This is a genomic window from Bordetella saccharivorans, assembly GCF_045862855.1.
GTDB lineage: Bacteria > Pseudomonadota > Gammaproteobacteria > Burkholderiales > Burkholderiaceae_B > Bordetella_A > Bordetella_A petrii_F.
Genome location: NZ_BAAFZO010000001.1, coordinates 1,163,268 through 1,180,366, shown reverse-complemented (window position 1 = coordinate 1,180,366; position 17,099 = coordinate 1,163,268). Strand labels below are relative to the sequence as shown.

The following is a 17,099-nucleotide window of genomic DNA, read 5'->3' as shown; positions in this document are numbered from 1 at the left end:
CATGCTATTGAGCGTACAGGACATCGACACCTACTATGGCCAGAGCCAGGCCGTCCATGGCGTTTCTTTCGAGGTGGGCGAGCGCGAGGTGGTGGCGCTGCTGGGCCGCAACGGCGCCGGCAAATCCACCACGCTGCGCTCCATCATGGGCCTGACCCCGCCGGCGCGCGGGCGCGTGCTGTTCGCCGGGCAGGACATCGCCGCGCTGCCGCCGCACCATATTGCGCGCCTGGGCCTGACCCTGGTGCCCGAGACCCGCGACCCGTTCGCGCTGCTGACCGTGCGCGAGAACATCATGCTGGGGTGGCGCAAAGGCTCCGCTTATCCGTTGGACAGGCTGGTGGCGCTTTTCCCCTTGCTCGAGGAATTGCTGGACAAGAAAGGCAGCGAGCTCTCCGGCGGCCAGCAGCAGATGATGGTGATGGCGCGCGGGCTGGCCATGGGGCCGCGCCTGATCCTGCTCGACGAGCCATCGCAGGGTCTTGCGCCGATCATGGTCAAGGCCGTCAGCGAGGCGCTCGGCGCGCTCAAGGGCGACGACCTGACCATCGTCCTGGTCGAGCAGAACCTGCAGATGGCGGTCGAGCTGGCGGACCGCATCGTGGTCCTCGAGAACGGCAGCGTGGCGGATCGTTTCGACGCCGGCGTCGCGCGCGCCGATCCCGCCCGGCTGGAACAATACCTGGCCGTGCACTGAGCGCCGCCGCCTGTCGCCAATTTGAGGAATCATGATGGAGTATGTGCCTTCGATCGTGGGTTATGTCACGCCGCTGAGCGGCCGGCCGGGGGATACGCTGGAATTCAAGATCAGCTCGCGGGCCGGCTTGTCCTTTGAGGCGCGCGTGGTGCGCATCGACTGCTGCGACCCGAACCCCGCGGGGCCGGGCATGAAGCTGGCGCCGGTCGCCATGGGCGTGGAAGGCCGGTACCCGGGCAAGGAGCAGCCCGTGTACCCCGGTTCCTGCGCATGGGGCAGCGTGCCATCTTTGCGCGGCGCGACGGCGCTACGGGTGCGCCTGGCGGTGCAGCCCACCCTGGACAGCGACGCGACGCAAGTGCTGTGGTGCCTGCAGGATGCCGCCGGCCGGCAAGGGATATGGCTGGGCCTGCGGCACGGCCGGCTGGCGTGCGGCGTGCTGGCCGATGGCCGGGCCGTGGGCGGCGAGGCCCCGGATGGGCCGCGCTTGCCCGGCCGCCGCTATACCGTGGTGACGGCCACCTGGGACGTGGCCGCCGGCCGGGTACGCGTCCACCTCGCCGATACCCGCCGCGGCGCGCGCGCGGCGGACCGGGACACCACCTTCGAGGTGCCCGAGGCTCCGCTCGCGGCGGCGCTGGACACCTTGTGCGTGGCGGCGACCTGGCACGGCCATCCGGCGCATTGCTGCAACGGCCTGTTCGAAGGTCCGGAGCTGGCGCTGGCGCGCGGCGACGGGCCTTTGGAAGTCGCCGCGCACTGGCATTTCGGCGACGCCATGACCGAACAACACGTGCCCGACCGGTTCAATCCCGGGCATAGCCTGGCGCTGGTCAACGTGCCCGTGCGGGCCGTGCGTTCTTCGGCCTGGACCGGCCTGGTCATGGACTGGAAGGCCGCGCCCGAACAATATGCCGCGATCCATTTCCACGATGACGACCTGTCTGACTGCGGGTGGCAGACCAGCGTGTCGCTGCGCATTCCCGCTGACGCCGAGTCGGCCGTCTATGGGCTGGAGGTGCGCAGCGCCGAAGGCGCCGACACTATCCCGTTCTTCGTGCAGCCCGGCCGGGCCGCGCCGCGCCGGAAGATCCTGTACCTGGCTTCCACGCTGACATACCTGGCATATGCCAACCATGCGCGCGGCAACTTCGAGGGAGCATTGGCCGAGCGCGTGGCGGCCTGGGGAGCGTATCCCCATAATCCCGACCGCGTCACGCTGTACGGCAAGTCGACCTACAACCGGCATTCGGACGGCTCGGGCATCAGCCTGTCGTCGCGCCTGCGGCCCATCCTGACGATGCGCCCGGGCTATCTGACGTTCGCCGATCCGCGCGGCTCGGGCCTGCGTCATTTCGTGGCGGACTCGCACCTGACGGACTGGCTGCGCGTCCATGGGCATGCCTTCGACGTCATTACCGACGAGGACCTGGACGAGCAGGGCGTCGAGGCGCTGCGCGGCTATGACCTGGTCATCACGGGCTCGCATCCCGAGTACCATACCCGGCGCATGCTGGACGCCATACTGGCCTACCGCGAGGGCGGCGGCAATTTCATGTACATGGGAGCCAATGGCTTCTACTGGAAAATCGCCCGCCACGCGGCGTTGCCGCACGTCATGGAAATACGGCGCGCCGAGGGCGGGATCCGCGCCTGGGCCAGCGAGCCCGGCGAATACTACAACCAGCTCGACGGCGAGTACGGCGGCATGTGGCGCCGCAACGGCCGGGCGCCCCAGGTGGTGGGCGGCGTCGGCTTCGCGGTGCAAGGCAACTTCGAGGGCAGCTACTATGTGCGCACCGAGGAGGCGGCGCACCCCGACGTGGCCTGGGTGCTGGACGGGGTAGACGAGGCGCACATCGGCGACTACGGCCTGTCGGGCGGCGGCGCGGCGGGTTTCGAGCTGGACCAGCGGGCCTTCGACCTGGGCAGCGACGAGAACCTGCGGGTGATCGCCGTGTCGCAGGGGCACGGCCCGTCCTTCAAGACCGTGCCCGAGGAGATCCTGACCTGGACCATGGCTGCCGGGCTGCCCCGCCCCCATGAGGGCATTTGCGCGCACATGGTGTGCGGCACGACGGCCGGCGGCGGCGGGCTGTTTGCCTCGGGATCGATTACATTCCTGGGTAGCCTGTTCCATAACCAATACGAGAACGGGGTATCCCGCATCTTGCAGAACTGCGTGCGGCGCTACACCCGTTGCGCTGTCTCGTCGTGAAGAAAAAACCTCCTACCCAGAAAGACGTCGCCCGGTTCGCGGGTGTTTCGCAGGCCGCAGTATCACGCTTCATCTCCGGCCATGGCAGTTTGTCGCAAGAGGTCCGGGAGCGCATCATCAAAGCCGTGGAGATGGTGAACTACCGGCCCGACCCGCTCGCGCGCGGCCTGAGCAGCGGGCGGTTCGACATCGTGGCCATCGTCATGGCCAACATCACCAACCCCTGGTACCCGGTCGTGCTCGAGCAGATCACCCGCGAATTGCATACGCGCGGCCTGCAGGCGCTGCTGTTCAATGCCACGCCGCCTCATACCGTGGACGACATGATGGCGCTGGTGCTGCAGTACCGGGTGCGCGGCGTCATCATTACCACAGCCACGCTGTCCTCCCATGGCGCCGAGCTCTGCGCGCGCCGTGGCGTGCCGGTGGTGCAGTTCAATCGCTATTCCAGCGTCGGCGGCGCGCATTCCGTGTCATGCGACAACGTGCGGGGCGGGCGCATGGCCGCCGACGTCCTGCTGGCCAACGGCGCCAGCGAGATCGGCTTCATTGGCGGCATCCCGGAAGTCTCGACCAACCGCGACCGCAAGCGTGGCTTCGTCGAGGCGCTGGCCGAGCGCGGCACCGCGCCGATCGCCCTGGTGGAGCGCGAGTACACCTACGACTGGGGGCGCGAGGCGGCGCTCGCCATGCTGAAGCGGCACCCCGGCGTCGACGCGCTGTTCTGCGCCGATGACGAGATTGCCGCTGGCGCGATGGACGCGCTGCGTTTCGGGCTGGGACGGCGCGTTCCCGACGACGTGCTGGTGCTGGGGTTCGACGACCACCCCGTGGCGTCGCGCGAGGCGTACCGGCTGACCACGATCCGCCAGCCGGTGGAGATCATGATCGAGAACGCGCTGGAGCTGCTGCTGGGTTCGGCCAGCGAGCCGGAGATGCGCGTGTTTCCCGGCGAATTCGTCTACCGGGATTCGGTGCCGGGGCCCGGGGCCGCCACTGCCTGACCATCCAGCATGCTTGCCAGGCGCTGCAGGCCGCCATGGTCGATCAGCACGTGGGCGCGCTGGCGCACCACCGGCTTGGCGCGATAACCCACCGCCACGCCCGCCAGTGCCATCATCCCGAGATCGTTCGAACCGTCGCCCACCGCAATGGCGTCGGTGGTGGGGCAGTTCAGTTCGTTGCACAGCGCCCGCAGCGCGTTGGCTTTCTCGCGCGCGTTGATCAATGTGCCCACCAGTTCGCCGGTGAGCAGGCCGTCGGCTGCCTGCAAGCGGTTGCAGACCATATAGTCGATACCGAGGGCCTGGCGGACGGGCTCGGCGAATTCGGCGAACCCGCCGCTCACCAGCGCGGTGCGCAGGCCCAGGCCGCGCGCATGCGCGACCAGCTCGCGTGCGCCGGGGTTGAATGCCACGCGCCGTTCATAAGCGCGATGCACGTCCGCCAGCGCCAGCCCGCGCAGGCAGCGCACGCGCGCGCGCAGGCTGTCGTCGTACGGAATGGACGGGTCGCGCATGGCCGCGTCGGTCAGGGCGGCCACTTCGGCCGCGCGGCCCACGCAGGCCGCCAGTTCGTCGATGCATTCGACATTGATGAGGGTGGAGTCCATGTCGAACACGATCAGCCGATAGTCGGCCAGGCTGCGCCGCCGCGGCAGCATGGCCACGTCGGCGCGTTGCGCCTGGCACAGCGCCAGCAGGGCGTCGCGCCATCCGGCCGAGGCGGACCGCAGGTGCACCTGGCCCTCGTCCACCCGCGTGTAGGACGGCGCGCCGACGCATGCCGCGGCGCGTTGGGCGAAGCTGTCCGACAGCGGGGCGTCGGCCTGCAGTATGACTTCCATGGGTTTCTCGCTACCGGCGCTGCCGGATGCTGCAAAGAGCCCAAGCATAGCGCTTCTTCGCGCGGCACCGGCTTGGCGCCATGATGCCGCGGGGCCGGGCGTACGAGATGCAGGCGGCCTACCAGCGATAAGACGTGGTGAGCGTCACCAGCCGCCCCGTGCCGTATGCGCACGTACCCCATTCCGAGCAGCGGCTGTAGTATTCCTTGTCGGCGATGTTGCTGGCGTTGAGCGCGACGCGCCAATGGCGGTTCTCCCAGGCCACCATGGCGTCGAACAGGGTGGCCGACGGCGTCCGGGGCACGTCCAGGCCTTCGCTGGAATCGTCGACGAACCCGCTGGCATAGCGCACCCCCGCCCCGACCGTGAAGCCGTCCAGGCTGCCCAGCGCGAACCGGTAAGTGCTCCACAGGGCAGCCTGGCGCTCGGGCACGCCAGCCAGCTGGCTGTCGACATCCACATAAGTGAAGCTGGCGTTGATATCCAGCTGCGGCGTGATGGAGCCGATCCATTCCAGCTCCAGGCCGGTGTTCTTGGTCTTGCCGCGCTGCGAGACTTCCGTCTCGGAGATCTCCACCGTGCGGTTCACTTCCCGCAGGTCGAATACGGCGGCGGACGCGCGCCAGTTCTGCGCCGGCGGTTCGTACTTGATGCCGGCCTCCCATTGCTTGCCGCGCAGCGGCCGCAGCCGCTGGCCATTGCTGGTATTGGCCTGGGGCAAGAACGACTCGGCGTAGCTGATGTACGGCAGCAGGCCGGGCACGATCTCGTACATAAGGCCGAACCGCAGCGAATCGGCGCGGTCATTGCGGTCCGCGGCGCCGTCTTCCCAGGTCTTGACTTCGTCGTGGCGCCAGCCGGCCAGCAGGATCCAGTCGCGCCAGCGCATCTCGTCTTGTATGTAGACGCCCAGCTGCTTGATCCCGTTGGTCGCGATCGGCTCGCGCGGCGGCGGCTCGTAGTTGCCTTGGTAGACCGGGTTGTAGACGTCGATCGGCGCCAGCCCGGTGTAGTCGTCCACGCCCGAGCCGGAATCCCGGTAGCGCAGGAAGTCCACGCCCACCAGCAGCTGGTGCGCGACGGCTCCGGTCGAGAACTTGCCCTGCAGGTTCTGGTCGGCCGCCAGGACTTGCGTGCGGTGTTTCCAGAAATAGCCGGCCCGGCTCAGGACGCGCTGCTCGGCGTCCAGGTACGGCGCGTATACGTCGAAGGCGGCGTAGTCGGTCCGGTTGTCGGTCCAGCGAGTGCTTTGCCGGAAGGTCCACTGGTCGTTCAGGTCGTGCCGGAACGACCAGCCGGCCTGCAGGCTGTCGGCATCGAAATGGTCCAGGCCGGGTTCGCCCACGAACGTGTGGCGCGAGATCCGGCCGTTCGGATTCGGCAGGATGGTGCCTTCCCAGGGCAGGGTGCTGCCGGAATCGCCGCTGGCCCGGTCTTTCTGCCATTTCAGCCGCAGGGTCAGTTCGGTGGCGGCGCTGGGCGCCCAAGTCAATGAGGGAGCCACCACCTGGCGGTCGTCCTGGCCGTAGTCCATCTGGGTGCCGCTTTCGCGGCCGAGCGCCACCAGGCGGTACAGCCAGGTGCCGTCTTCGGTCAGCGGGCCGGTCAGGTCGGCCTGCAGCTGGCGCCTGTCGTGGTTGCCCACCTGCACGCCGATCTCGCGCTGCGCCTCCGCCTGGGGCTGCTTGCTGACGTTGTTGATCAGCCCGCCCGTGCCGCCCTGGCCGTACAGCATGGACGCCGGCCCGCGCAGCACTTCCATGCGCTCCATCAGGTAGGGTTCCACGCGCGGCGTGCTGGTCCAGAAATTCACGCGGTCCTTCAGGCCGTCCAGGAAGATGTCTTCGATTTCCACGCCGCGCGCCTCGGCGGCGTCCATGCGCGTGCTGGCGCCGTAGATCGAGGTGCGCACGCCGGCGGCGTAGCTCAGCGCCTGGTCCAGCGAACTCGCGCCCGTGTCGCGGATCTGCTCGGCGGTCACGACGGAAATGGACTGCGGTGTTTCCACGATCGACGTATCGGTCTTGGTCGCCGTGGCGCTGCGCTGCGCCATGTAACCGATGACCGGGCCGGTGGCGCTTTCCCCCTGGCCGGTGACCGTGACGATCGGCAGTTCGCTCACGCCCGCTACGGGCAGGGGCCGCAGCACATAGCGCCGGTCCGCGTCGGGCACCGCCTGCAGGCCGGTGCCCGCCAGCACGCTGGCCAGGCCCTGCGCGACGGTGTAGGCGCCGCGCAGGCCCGGGCTGGTCTTGCCGTCAGCGAGTTCGATCGAGCCGGCCAGGTAGATGCCCGCTTCGCTGGCAAAGCGCGTCAACACCGTCCTGAGCGGGCCGGCGGGGATGTCGTAGCGGCGCTGCCCGGCGGCGGCCGCGGCGGTATCCGGCGCGGTTGTCTCGGCCGCGCCGGCCGGGCGCGCCGGCAGGCAGGCGCCGGCCAGGATGAGCGTGCAGACCGCCAGGCGCATCCCGTAGCGGGCTGGATGCGGGGCATGCTCTGGACAGCGGGACATGAAGGTTTCCTCTCGAACGATGGCTGATGATGTGGCCGGCCCGCGTCGCCACGGTCCGCTCGCGCGGGCCGCCGGTACCGGCCTCTTTATCTGTAAATCAATCGAGAAGGCAAAAAGCGGAACCTGGCCTGGCAGGAAATGGGCCGCCCGCCCATGCGCGCCCGGCGTGCGGCCTCATGAGCGCCGATCGGAAGGCGCCTGCGGCGGGCGGTCCTCGATCGAGATCCACCACGGCAGCGGCCGGCGGATCCGCACCGTGGCCGCCTCGGCCAGCATGGCCAGCGCGCCGTCCACGTCATGCAAGGGGAAGGTGCCGAACACGCGCCGTTGCGCGACCTCCGGCGCCAGGCTGATGTATCCGGCCTGATGGCGGTCCAGCTCTGCGACGATCTGCGCCAGGGACAGGTCCCAGGCTATCAGTTCGCCGCGGCTCCAGGCTTCGCGCGCGGGGTCGGCCGGCGCGTCGGCCAGGATCGCGTCGTGGCTGAAGCGGGCTTGCCGCCCGGCCGGGATGACGTGCGATGCGGCATCGGCGACGGTACGGATTTCTACCGAGCCGGCGTAGACCGCCAGGAAGGTGTGGCCGGGTTCGCGCCGCACCGTGAAGCGCGTGCCCAGCGCGCGCATCCGGCCTTGCGGCGTATCGACGATGAAAGGGCGCGGGTCGCCGGACTGGGTGGACACCAGCATCTCGCCAGCCGCCAGGTACAGCCGGCGCATGCCGGCGCCCATATCGGCGTCGACCGCGCTGGCCGCGTTGAGCCAGATACGCGAGCCGTCGTCCAGGGTGAAGGCGCGGATCTCGCCTGTGCCCGTGCGGTAGCCGGCGGTCCAGGCCGCGTACGCGTCCTCCAGTGCCGGCCAGGGGCGGCCCACCCAGCCCAGGATGCCGGCCGCGGCCAGGGCGCCGAGCGCGGCCAGGGTGCGCCGGCGGGCCCGCACCCGCGCATGGGCGGTGTACACCTGGTTCGCCATCAGGCGCGGATCGGGCGCGCCTTGCAGCGGCGCCAGCACGCGCTGGCTGACGGATTCCACATACTGCCAGGCCTGACGATGCTGGCCGTGCGCCGCGAGCCAGGCGCGCCATTGCGCCTGGTCGGCCGCGTTGGCTTCGCCCGAGACCAACAACGCGTACCAGTGCGCCGCCTGCTCCATGATGTGGTGCGGCGGCGCGGCCTCGTTGCCGCCGGCCTGCCCGCGCGCGGCGCCGGTCGCGGGGATGTCCGGCATGGCGCGCGACCTGCTCAAGGCGCGGCCGCCTGGCGCAGGGCGGCGGCCGTCTGCGCTGCATCCGCCTGCATGCAGCGCAGCATGGCCTGGGCGACGTATTTGCGCACCATGCGCGACGATACGCCGAGTTCCGCGCCGACTTCGGCCGCGCTCATGCCGCACACCGCGGACATCAGGAAAGCCCGCGCCGCCTTGGGCGGCAGGTCGAGCAAGAGCGCGGCGATCTCCTGCAGAGCCTCCAGGACCATGGCCTGCCGTTCCGCCGACGGCGCATAGGCCTGCGGCTGGGCCGCCAGCGTGTCGAGCCAGGCTTGCTCGATTTCGCGGCGGCGCCACAGATTGACGCACATGCCCTGGGCCATGGCGCGCAAATAGGCGCGCGCTTCCCCCTGGCTGCCGAAGCCGCGCGGCGCCGGCTTGAGGATCAGCCGCAGGAACGCCTCGTGCGCCAGGTCCGCGGCGTCGGCGGCGTTGCCCAGGCGGCGCTGCAGCCAGGCCCGCAGCCAGGCATGATGATCCGTATAAAGCACGTCCAGCGAAGGCGGGGTGGGGTAGGGAAAGGGCGCGGCGCTCACGATCAACCCTCTGGGTTTTTTCGGAAGAGGGAAATGAATAGTAATGGAAATGGTTCTTATTCGTTGGCCTCTGTTGCGGTGGGCGGACGCGCGCCATATGGGGATTTACCCCAATCCGCGGCCGTCCTGTGCGCCAGGAATGTGCGGGGCAGCCCTGTGGCGCAGGCATGGGCGCGGCCCAGTCGTGCGCCGGCAAGCTCTTGTTTTACATAAATAATCGGCCCCGCCGCGCGCCGTGGGCGCCAGCCTGCCGGACAGTTTTCATTCCCTCAAGGAATAAAAGCTTAAGCTTTAAATTCCCTTTAGGATTCAAGAGGTTTTTTGCATGATCGCTACTCCTGGAGTACGGACCCATGCAGAATCCTTCATTCACCCTCAATCCCGCCCCGCCAGTGCTGGGCGCCGACCTGGCCGCCGCGCTGCGGCCGATCGTCACCCCGCACCTGAGCGACAACTTGCACCGCCAGCGCGGCGTCGTCGGCCTGACCCGCTACAACCGCAAGGGCAAGCTGGTGGGCAGCGCGCTTACCGTCAAGACGCGCCCGGGCGACAACCTGTTCATCTACCGCGCCATGACCCTGGTCCAGCCGGGCCACGTGCTGGTGGTCGATGCGGGCGGCGACCTCACCAATGCCTGCGTCGGCGAAATCATGAAACGCTACCTGCAGCAGCGCGGCTGCGCCGGGCTGATCGTCGATGGCGCGATTCGCGATGTGGCGGCGTTCGAGAATGACGAGTTTCCCTGCTACGCGCGCGGCCATGTGCATCGCGGCCCCTACAAGGACGGCCCGGGCGAGGTCAACGTGCCGGTCAACATCGGCGGCCAGGTGATCCAGCCCGGCGACGTGATCGTGGCCGACGAGGACGGCATCGTGTCGTTTCCGCCGGGCCAGGCCGAGGCCCTGGTGCAGAAGGCGCGCGAGCATGCCGCCAAGGAAGAACGAATCATGGCGGAGATCGCCAGCGGCGCCGAGCGCCAGAGCTGGCTGCATCCCGTCCTCGAAGCCAAGAACCTGCTGTAGGCCGCGACATGACCGCAACACCGAATCAACAAGACCAGGCCGCCGCATTCCTGGCCCGGCGCATGGGCGCCATCAAGCCGTCGCCCAGCATGGCGGCCAAGCGCAAGGTCGACATGCTGCGCGCCGAGGGCAAGACGATCGTCGATTTCACGATCGGCGAGCCGGATGTCGGCACGCCCCGCCACATTGCCCAGGCCGGCATCGCCGCCATCGAGAGCGGCGCGGTGAAGTACACCTCGTCGTCCGGCATCCGCGAGCTGCTGGTCGCCGTGCAGCAGAAGTTCAAGCGCGAGAACGGGCTGTCGTTCGGGCTGGACCAACTGGTGGCGGGCACCGGCGCCAAGCAGCTGATCTTCTCGGCCCTGCAGGCCACCCTCGACGCCGGCGACGAGGTCATCGTCCCGACGCCCTACTGGGTGTCGTATCCCGACATGGTGCTGCTCAACGACGGCAAGCCGGTGATCCTGCCGACCACCGAGGCGCAGGACTTCAAGGTGACGCCGGCGGCGCTGGAAGCGGCGATCACGCCGCGCACCAAATGGCTGCTGCTCAACGCGCCGAATAATCCGTCCGGCGCCATCTACACCGATGCGGAGCTGGCCGCGCTCCTGGCCGTGCTGGAAAAGCATCCCCAGGTGCTGCTGATGGTGGACGAGATCTACGAGCATTTTTGCTACGATGGCCGCTACGTTTCGCCGCTGGCCGTGGCGCCGGCGCTGGCGCCGCGCACCTTGCTGGTCAATGGCGTGTCCAAGGCCTATGCCATGACGGGCTGGCGTGTCGGCTATGCCGCGGGGCCGGCCTGGCTGGTCAAGGCGATTTCGACGCTGATTTCGCAGTCCACCTCGTGCGCCAGCCAGATCTGCCAGGTGGCAGCGGCCACCGCGCTGTCGGCCGACCAGCAGTGCGTGGCCGACATCATCGCCTTGTACAAGGAACGCCGCGACCTGATCGTCGAATTGCTTGACGGCATCGAGGGCATGTCGTGCCCGCGGCCGGCGGGCGCGTTCTATGTATTCCCCAATATCCAGGGCTTCATCGGCAAGCGCACGCCCGCGGGCAAGCTCATCGAGAACGACCTGGATTTCGTGCATTACCTGCTCGACGCCGCGGGTGTCGCCGTCCTGGACGGCACCGCCTACGGCAACCCCGGCCACATGCGCATGAGTTTCGCCACCGACCTGGATACGATCCGCACGGGTTGCGAAAAGCTGGCGTGGGCATGTGGCCAACTTAAATAACTATTCACGGGAGAAAACCATGCGACTGAAGAACCTGTTGAAGTGCGTGCCGCTGCTGGCGGCCCTGGGTGTGGCGGGCGTGGCGCAGGCCGACGCGCTGGCCGACGTCAAGGCGCGCGGCACGCTGGTGTGCGGCACGCTGGGCACGTCCGAGCCGTTCAGCTTCCAGGACCCGAAGACCCGCCAGGTGGTGGGCTACGAGGTCGACCTGTGCCAGGAGATCGCCGACCGCCTGGGCGTGAAGCTGGAGATCAAGATGATCTCGGTGGCGGCCCGTATTCCCGAGCTGGCCGGCGGGCGGGTCGACCTGGTGGCGGCCAACCTGGGCTGGTCGGCCGATCGCGCCAAGCAGATCGACTACAGCTACCAGCACTACGTCAGCCCGCAGAAGATCCTGATCCGCCGCGACGACGCCGGCACCCTGAAGACGCCCGCCGACCTGGCCGGCAAGCGCGTCAGCGCGGTCTCGGGGTCGTCGTCGGAAGCCGGCGCCAAGCGCCTGATCCCCGACGTGACCACGGTGACCTTCAAGGATCCCCCGACCGCCTTCATGGCCCTGCAGCAGAGGAAAGTGTCCGGCTTCGTCGGCTCCGAGCTGATGCTGCTGAAGTTCAAGCAGGACGCCGAGAAGTCGCCGGTCAAGCTCGACATCATCGAAGAGCCGCTGTTCGTCGAGCCCTGGGGCATCGGCCTGCGCAAGGGTGAGGACGGCCTGCGCAACGAGGTCAACAAGACGTTGGCCGACCTGGAAGCCTCGGGCAAGCTGCAGACCATCTTCGACCGCTGGTTCGGCCCGGACACCAAGTTCCCGACCAAGCGCGTGTTCAAGGTCGAGGAAATCAAGGGCTGATGGCCTGCGTGGCGGGTAGCTGGTTATGAAATACACATTGGATTTTGGTGCGTTACTGAGTAACGGCTACCCGACCCTGATACTGGGTGGCCTGGCCACCACCCTGAAGATGACCCTGCTGGCCTGGCTGATGGCGTTCACGCTGGGCAGCCTGCTGGCCGTGCTGCGCATGCTCAACTTGCGGCCGCTCAACTGGCTGATCGCCGTGTACGTGGCCTTCCACCGCAATGTGCCGATGCTGGTGCACATTCTGCTGTGGTACTTCGGGGTGGCGTCCATCGTGCCGCCGGCCCTGAACGACGCCATCAACATCATCGGCGGCGAGTTCTTCTACGCCACCATCGCCATCGGGCTGGTCACGGCCGCTTATGTGGGCGAAGACCTGCGCAGCGCCATCCGCGCCATTCCGCGCGGCCAGATGGAAGCCGCGCGCAGCCTGGGCCTGGGCTATCTGCAGGCGATGCGCAAGGTGATCCTGCCGCAGGCTTTCAAGATCTCGATCCCGCCGCTCACCAACCAGACCCTGCTGCTGTTCAAGAACACCAGCCTGGCCATGGCCATCGGCCTGATCGAGCTGACCGGCGCGGGCCGCGAGATCGAGTCCGCCACCTTCAAGACCTTCGAGATCTATTTCGTGGTCACGGTGCTGTACCTCGCTATCTCGCTGCTGCTGATGCTGGCCGGCGCCTATTTGTCCAAACGGGCCGCCTACGTGGCCAAGGCCCGGTAAATCGTCATGCTGGAAATCCTCTCCGACAACTGGTTGCTGCTGCTGGTGGGCCAGTGGCCCAATGGCCCCATGGGCGGGCTGGTGGCCACCGTGGGGCTGGCGCTGGTCAGCCTGGCGCTGGCGTTTCCCATTGGCGTGCTGCTGGCGCTGGGCCGCATCAGCTCGCACCGGGTGTTCTACTGGCCGGCGACGGCCGTGGTGTATGTGGTGCGCGGGCTGCCGCTCATCATGTTCATCTTCTGGGCCTACTTCTTCCTGCCGCTGGTGATCGGCGCCTCGGTCAGCGGCGTGGTCACCATGGCCGCCGCGCTGATCATCTATGAAGGCGCGTACCTGTCCGAGATCATCCGCAGCGGCATCCAGGCCTTGCCCAAGGGGCAGATGGAAGCCGGACGCTCGCTGGGCCTGAGCCATATGCAGACCATGCGCAAGATCGTGCTGCCGCAGGCCCTGTACAACACCATCCCGAGCATGCTCAGCCAGTTCATCTCCACGGTGAAGGAGACCTCGCTGGGCTTCGTCATCAGCGTGCACGAGCTGACCTTCGCCGCCGCCCAGGTCAATAACATCCTGCTGACCAAGCCGTTCGAGGTGTTCACGCTGCTGGCGCTGACCTACTTCGCCCTGAACCTGATTCTTACCGGCGTCGTCAAGCTCGTCGAGACCCGCATGCGCGGCACGCGCATCGTGACGGTCTAGCGGCGGCGCCCCTGGGTACTCTCATGATCGAATTCAAGAACGTCAGTAAATGGTATGGCGAGTATCTCGCCCTCGACGATATCAACGCCAGCGTGCGGCAGGGCGAGGTGCTGGTGGTGTGCGGGCCGTCCGGCTCGGGCAAATCGACGCTGATCCGCACCATCAACCGCCTGGAGCCCATCCAGAAGGGCAGCATCCTGGTCGACGGCGTGGACGTCTACCAGTGCCAGTCGCTGGACGAGATGCGCAGCCACATCGGCTTCGTGTTCCAGCAGTTCAATCTGTTTCCGCACATGAGCGTGCGGGACAACCTGATGATGGCGCCGGTGATGCTCAAGCGCATGAGCAAGGGCGAGGCGCGCGCGAACGCGCACGCGTTGCTGGAGCGGGTCGGGCTGGCGCACAAGGCCGACGCCTATCCGGGCGAGCTATCGGGTGGCCAGCAGCAGCGCGTGGCGATCGCCCGCGCGCTGGCCATGAAGCCGCGCATCATGCTGTTCGACGAACCCACCAGCGCGCTCGATCCGGAAATGGTCAACGAGGTGCTGCTGGTGATGAAATCGCTGGCCGCCGAAGGCATGACGATGGTGTGCGTCACCCACGAAATGAACTTCGCGCGCGACGTGGCCGACACCGTCTGGTTCATGGACGCCGGCCGCATCGTCGAGCAGGCGCCGCCCGAGCAGTTCTTCGCGCAGGCCCGCACCGAGCGGGCCCGCAAGTTCCTGGCCGATATCCGGCACTGAGGCGCGGGGCGCCGCTGGCGCGCGGCGCTGGCCCGCTATGCCAGGCGCAGGCCGGTCATGCCGGCGGTGATGACGATAGTGACCAGGCTGCCTACGCCGATAACACCCCACGCCGCCGCGGCCGACCGTGATTCGGATGCGCCATGGCCTCGCATGACAACCCGTAGGCCGCAGGCGAGATGGACAATGAGCAGCCAGACGGCGATCGAATAGTGCGGCAGCAACCGGATGTTCCATGCGTCGCCGACCAGCCCGACGGGCTCGCCGATCGCCCATGCATAGTTGGTCTCGGTGCCGAAGTAGCGTGCCAGGATGAATACCGAGTTGATGTGTGACGCAATGAAGAACGCCAGGTAAATGCCCGACGCGGTCTGCAGGGCATCCAGCATGTCGGCGCGCCGCGCGGTCCCGGGCTTGAGCAGTACCAGCCCGCTGAGAATCTGCAGGAAGAACAGCGTGATCAGGACGGGCTCGACGGCGCCGTGGCGGTAGACGATCCGCAGCACGTCCATGACGGCCATATGCACGTCGTTGCCAAAGACGCCCAGCATGTGATTGAACAGGTGCGGCGCAAGAAAGGCGAGTAGAAGCGCCAGCGAGGCGATGCCATGCGCCATTCCAGCGAAATTCTTCCCAGCTGACATGCAGATTCGATGCTGAAGAGAGTTGGAGGGCCGGCGGCGCCAGCGGCTTTATAACTTCTTGGCAATCGACCGGTCAATGGTGGACAAACGGCATGCCCCCGGCGGGTTCAAACACCCAGGCCGCCGCCATAAGGCCGGGAAAAATCGCACACATCGCGCGCGATGCGCGCGATTTCCTGGTAGAACATGGTGTTCGATTGCTTGGCGTACATGGCGCAGTACATCGAGGTGGGCATCGGCTTGGTGGTGCGCGCCAGCACCAGCTTGCGGCTCTTGAACAGGTCCGAGAAATACCCGGTGGCGATGCAGGCCACGCCAAACCCCGCCACGGTCAGGCCCACCATGGCCTGCAGGCTGTTGATGGTGAACAGGTTCGACTGCGAGGTATAGGGCGCCAGCCATTCATCGTAAATGGCGTTCAGGGCCGAATCCGGATCCTGCCGGATGATGTTCATGCGCGAGATGTCTTCGGGCGTGTAGACCTTGGCCGGCGAAATCACCGACGGGCTGCCCGCCCAGCCGAAATCCACCTGGGCAATCGGCTCGATTTCCAGGTGCGGATGGCGGATTTCCCAATGCAGGATCGCCATGTCGAGCTGGCCGTTCAGCAGGCTTTGCTGCAGCTGCCATGCCATGCCGATCTTGGGCTGCACGATCAGCTCGGGAAAGGTGGTGCGCAAGGCCTGCATCAGCTGGGGCAGCCAGGTCATGGCCGTGATCTCGGTGATGCCCAACCGCAGCGAACCCGAAAACGGCTTGAAGCCCTTCATCTTCAGCAGCATCTGGTCGCGCCGGCCGAGCAGGTCGGCCGCCATTTCCAGCAGTTCCTCGCCGGTGCGCGTCAAGGTGGCCTTCTGCCCGCTGCGGTTGAAGATCTGGATGTCGAAGCTGGTTTCCAGTTCCTGGATGCGCTTGGTAATGGCTGACTGAGTCGTGTTGAGCCGTTCGGCGGCATTGGCGAAGCCGCCGAGCTGCACCACCCAGTAAAGTGCTTCGATCTGCTTGAAAGTCAGCATGGCGGGCGGCGGCTCGGCGGCGTGCGCGGACGATCAGTCCACCGAGGCGCCCGACCGTTTCACGGCCTTGCCCCATTTTTCCACTTCGTTGACCACGAAGCGCCGGCCTTCCTCGGGGGCGTAGACCAGCGGCTGGCCGCCACGATCCGCCAGGGCCCGGGCCATCTCGGGCGATTCGAGAATGGCGTTGACCTTCTGGTTCAGGAAGGCGACCACGTCGTCAGGCGTTTGCGCGGGCGCGAAGATCATGGCCCAGCCGACCGCCTCGAAGCCCGCCAGGCCCGATTCGGCCACGGTCGGCACATCCGGCAATTGCGGCACGCGCTGGCTGGTAGTCACTGCCAGCGGCACGGCCGCCTTCGACTGCACGTGGGGCAGCGCGGCGGTCACCGAATCGACCATCAGCGGCACATGGTTGCCCAGGAAATCGGCCTGGGCGGGGCCGCTGCCCTTGTAGGGAATGTGGCGCAGGTCGATGTCGGCGTCGGCCTTGAACATCTCGGCCGACAGGTGCTGCGTGCCGCCGATGCCGGCGCTGGCGTATGCCAGTTCGCCCGGCCTGGCCTTGGCCTGTTCGATCAGTTGCGCCAGTGAAGTGATGCCGCTTTGCGGCGTGGCCAGGAAGATCAGCGGCACGGTGAAGATACCGCCCACCGGCCTGAAATCGTCCTGCAACGAATAGCCCGGGTTGCTGTACAGCGTCTGGTTGACGGCGGCCGCGCTGCCGCCCACCACCAGGGTGTAGCCGTCGGGCGCGGAGCGGGCCACATGCTGCATGCCGATGTTGCTGCCGGCGCCGGCCTTGTTTTCCACCACGACGGGCTGCCCCACTTCCTTGGCCAATTGCTCGGCCACCATGCGGGCAAAGATATCGGTGGCCTGGCCGGGCGGGAAGGGCACCACCAGGTTGATCGGCCGTTCGGGATACGCGGCATGGGCGACGCCCGCGGCGCTGACGAGGATACTGGCGGCAAGGCCGGCAAGGCGCTTGAGTCGCTGCGACATGAAAATACCTTTCTTCGTGGTTCTCAATGAATCGGTCGGGAAATCATCAGAACGACATCGCAGCGCGG

The 17,099-nt window shown here is 67.4% G+C and carries 16 protein-coding genes; 9 read left to right on the top strand and 7 right to left on the bottom strand.

Annotated features, from left to right (window positions below; all coding sequences use genetic code 11):
• Position 1: 1 nt before the first annotated feature.
• The 3 genes from ACKTT0_RS05650 to ACKTT0_RS05640 are packed head-to-tail and all read left to right on the top strand — an operon-like array spanning position 2 to position 3,919.
• On the top strand, positions 2-697 hold the full coding sequence (locus ACKTT0_RS05650) for an ABC transporter ATP-binding protein (protein WP_407848824.1): 696 nt from the start codon (positions 2-4) through the stop codon (positions 695-697).
• A 31-nt stretch (positions 698-728) separates the two neighbouring features.
• The gene (locus ACKTT0_RS05645; protein ID WP_407848822.1) at positions 729-2,915 is read left to right on the top strand and encodes a N,N-dimethylformamidase beta subunit family domain-containing protein; all 2,187 of its coding nucleotides are present in this window, start codon (positions 729-731) and stop codon (positions 2,913-2,915) included.
• Entirely contained in the window at positions 2,912-3,919 is a 1,008-nt protein-coding gene (locus ACKTT0_RS05640; protein ID WP_407848820.1) for a LacI family DNA-binding transcriptional regulator, read from the top strand. The genes ACKTT0_RS05645 and ACKTT0_RS05640 overlap by 4 nt, the downstream gene beginning before the upstream one ends.
• Here ACKTT0_RS05640 and serB read toward each other — a convergent pair.
• From serB to ACKTT0_RS05620, 4 genes are all read right to left on the bottom strand, one after another.
• Positions 3,877-4,761, bottom strand: coding sequence for a phosphoserine phosphatase SerB (gene serB / locus ACKTT0_RS05635; protein WP_407848818.1), 885 nt, complete (start codon positions 4,759-4,761; stop codon positions 3,877-3,879). The two genes, ACKTT0_RS05640 and serB, sit on opposite strands and share 43 nt — an antisense overlap.
• A 118-nt stretch (positions 4,762-4,879) precedes the next feature.
• Positions 4,880-7,273 carry a TonB-dependent siderophore receptor gene (locus ACKTT0_RS05630; RefSeq protein ID WP_407848817.1) on the bottom strand — a complete coding sequence of 798 codons (2,394 nt, stop codon included), beginning with the start codon at positions 7,271-7,273 and terminating at the stop codon, positions 4,880-4,882.
• A gap of 174 nt (positions 7,274-7,447) precedes the next feature.
• Complete coding sequence (locus tag ACKTT0_RS05625; RefSeq protein ID WP_407848815.1) at positions 7,448-8,503, bottom strand: FecR family protein; 1,056 nt, start codon at positions 8,501-8,503, stop codon at positions 7,448-7,450.
• A gap of 14 nt (positions 8,504-8,517) precedes the next feature.
• A complete protein-coding gene (locus ACKTT0_RS05620) occupies positions 8,518-9,078 on the bottom strand; it encodes a sigma-70 family RNA polymerase sigma factor (protein ID WP_407848813.1) in 561 nt (186 codons plus the stop codon).
• 353 nt (positions 9,079-9,431) lie between these two features.
• Between ACKTT0_RS05620 and ACKTT0_RS05615 the strand changes: the two genes are divergently transcribed.
• Genes ACKTT0_RS05615 through ACKTT0_RS05590 form a run of 6 tightly spaced genes read left to right on the top strand, consistent with a single transcriptional unit; the run spans position 9,432 to position 14,366 of the window.
• The gene (locus ACKTT0_RS05615; protein ID WP_407848811.1) at positions 9,432-10,100 is read left to right on the top strand and encodes an RraA family protein; all 669 of its coding nucleotides are present in this window, start codon (positions 9,432-9,434) and stop codon (positions 10,098-10,100) included.
• Positions 10,101-10,108: 8 nt separating this feature from the next.
• Entirely contained in the window at positions 10,109-11,341 is a 1,233-nt protein-coding gene (locus tag ACKTT0_RS05610; protein WP_407848809.1) for an aminotransferase class I/II-fold pyridoxal phosphate-dependent enzyme, read from the top strand.
• A gap of 19 nt (positions 11,342-11,360) precedes the next feature.
• Complete coding sequence (locus ACKTT0_RS05605) at positions 11,361-12,191, top strand: ABC transporter substrate-binding protein (RefSeq protein ID WP_028352919.1); 831 nt, start codon at positions 11,361-11,363, stop codon at positions 12,189-12,191.
• 25 nt (positions 12,192-12,216) lie between these two features.
• Positions 12,217-12,921, top strand: a complete 705-nt coding sequence (locus tag ACKTT0_RS05600) for an amino acid ABC transporter permease (RefSeq protein WP_028352918.1) — start codon at positions 12,217-12,219, stop codon at positions 12,919-12,921.
• A 6-nt stretch (positions 12,922-12,927) separates the two neighbouring features.
• The gene (locus ACKTT0_RS05595) at positions 12,928-13,620 is read left to right on the top strand and encodes an amino acid ABC transporter permease (RefSeq protein ID WP_028352917.1); all 693 of its coding nucleotides are present in this window, start codon (positions 12,928-12,930) and stop codon (positions 13,618-13,620) included.
• A 23-nt stretch (positions 13,621-13,643) separates the two neighbouring features.
• Positions 13,644-14,366, top strand: a complete 723-nt coding sequence (locus tag ACKTT0_RS05590) for an amino acid ABC transporter ATP-binding protein (RefSeq protein ID WP_407848806.1) — start codon at positions 13,644-13,646, stop codon at positions 14,364-14,366.
• Positions 14,367-14,401: 35 nt separating this feature from the next.
• On the opposite strand, the gene ACKTT0_RS05585 is transcribed toward ACKTT0_RS05590, so the two are convergent.
• The 3 genes from ACKTT0_RS05585 to ACKTT0_RS05575 all read right to left on the bottom strand — a co-directional run bounded on the left by ACKTT0_RS05585 (position 14,402) and on the right by ACKTT0_RS05575 (position 17,031).
• A complete protein-coding gene (locus ACKTT0_RS05585; RefSeq protein WP_407848804.1) occupies positions 14,402-14,983 on the bottom strand; it encodes a hypothetical protein in 582 nt (193 codons plus the stop codon).
• A 134-nt stretch (positions 14,984-15,117) separates the two neighbouring features.
• On the bottom strand, positions 15,118-16,026 hold the full coding sequence (locus tag ACKTT0_RS05580) for a LysR family transcriptional regulator (protein WP_407848802.1): 909 nt from the start codon (positions 16,024-16,026) through the stop codon (positions 15,118-15,120).
• 33 nt (positions 16,027-16,059) lie between these two features.
• Positions 16,060-17,031 (bottom strand): Bug family tripartite tricarboxylate transporter substrate binding protein, encoded by a 972-nt coding sequence (locus ACKTT0_RS05575; RefSeq protein ID WP_407848801.1) that lies wholly within the window; start codon positions 17,029-17,031, stop codon positions 16,060-16,062.
• Positions 17,032-17,099: the final 68 nt, after the last annotated feature.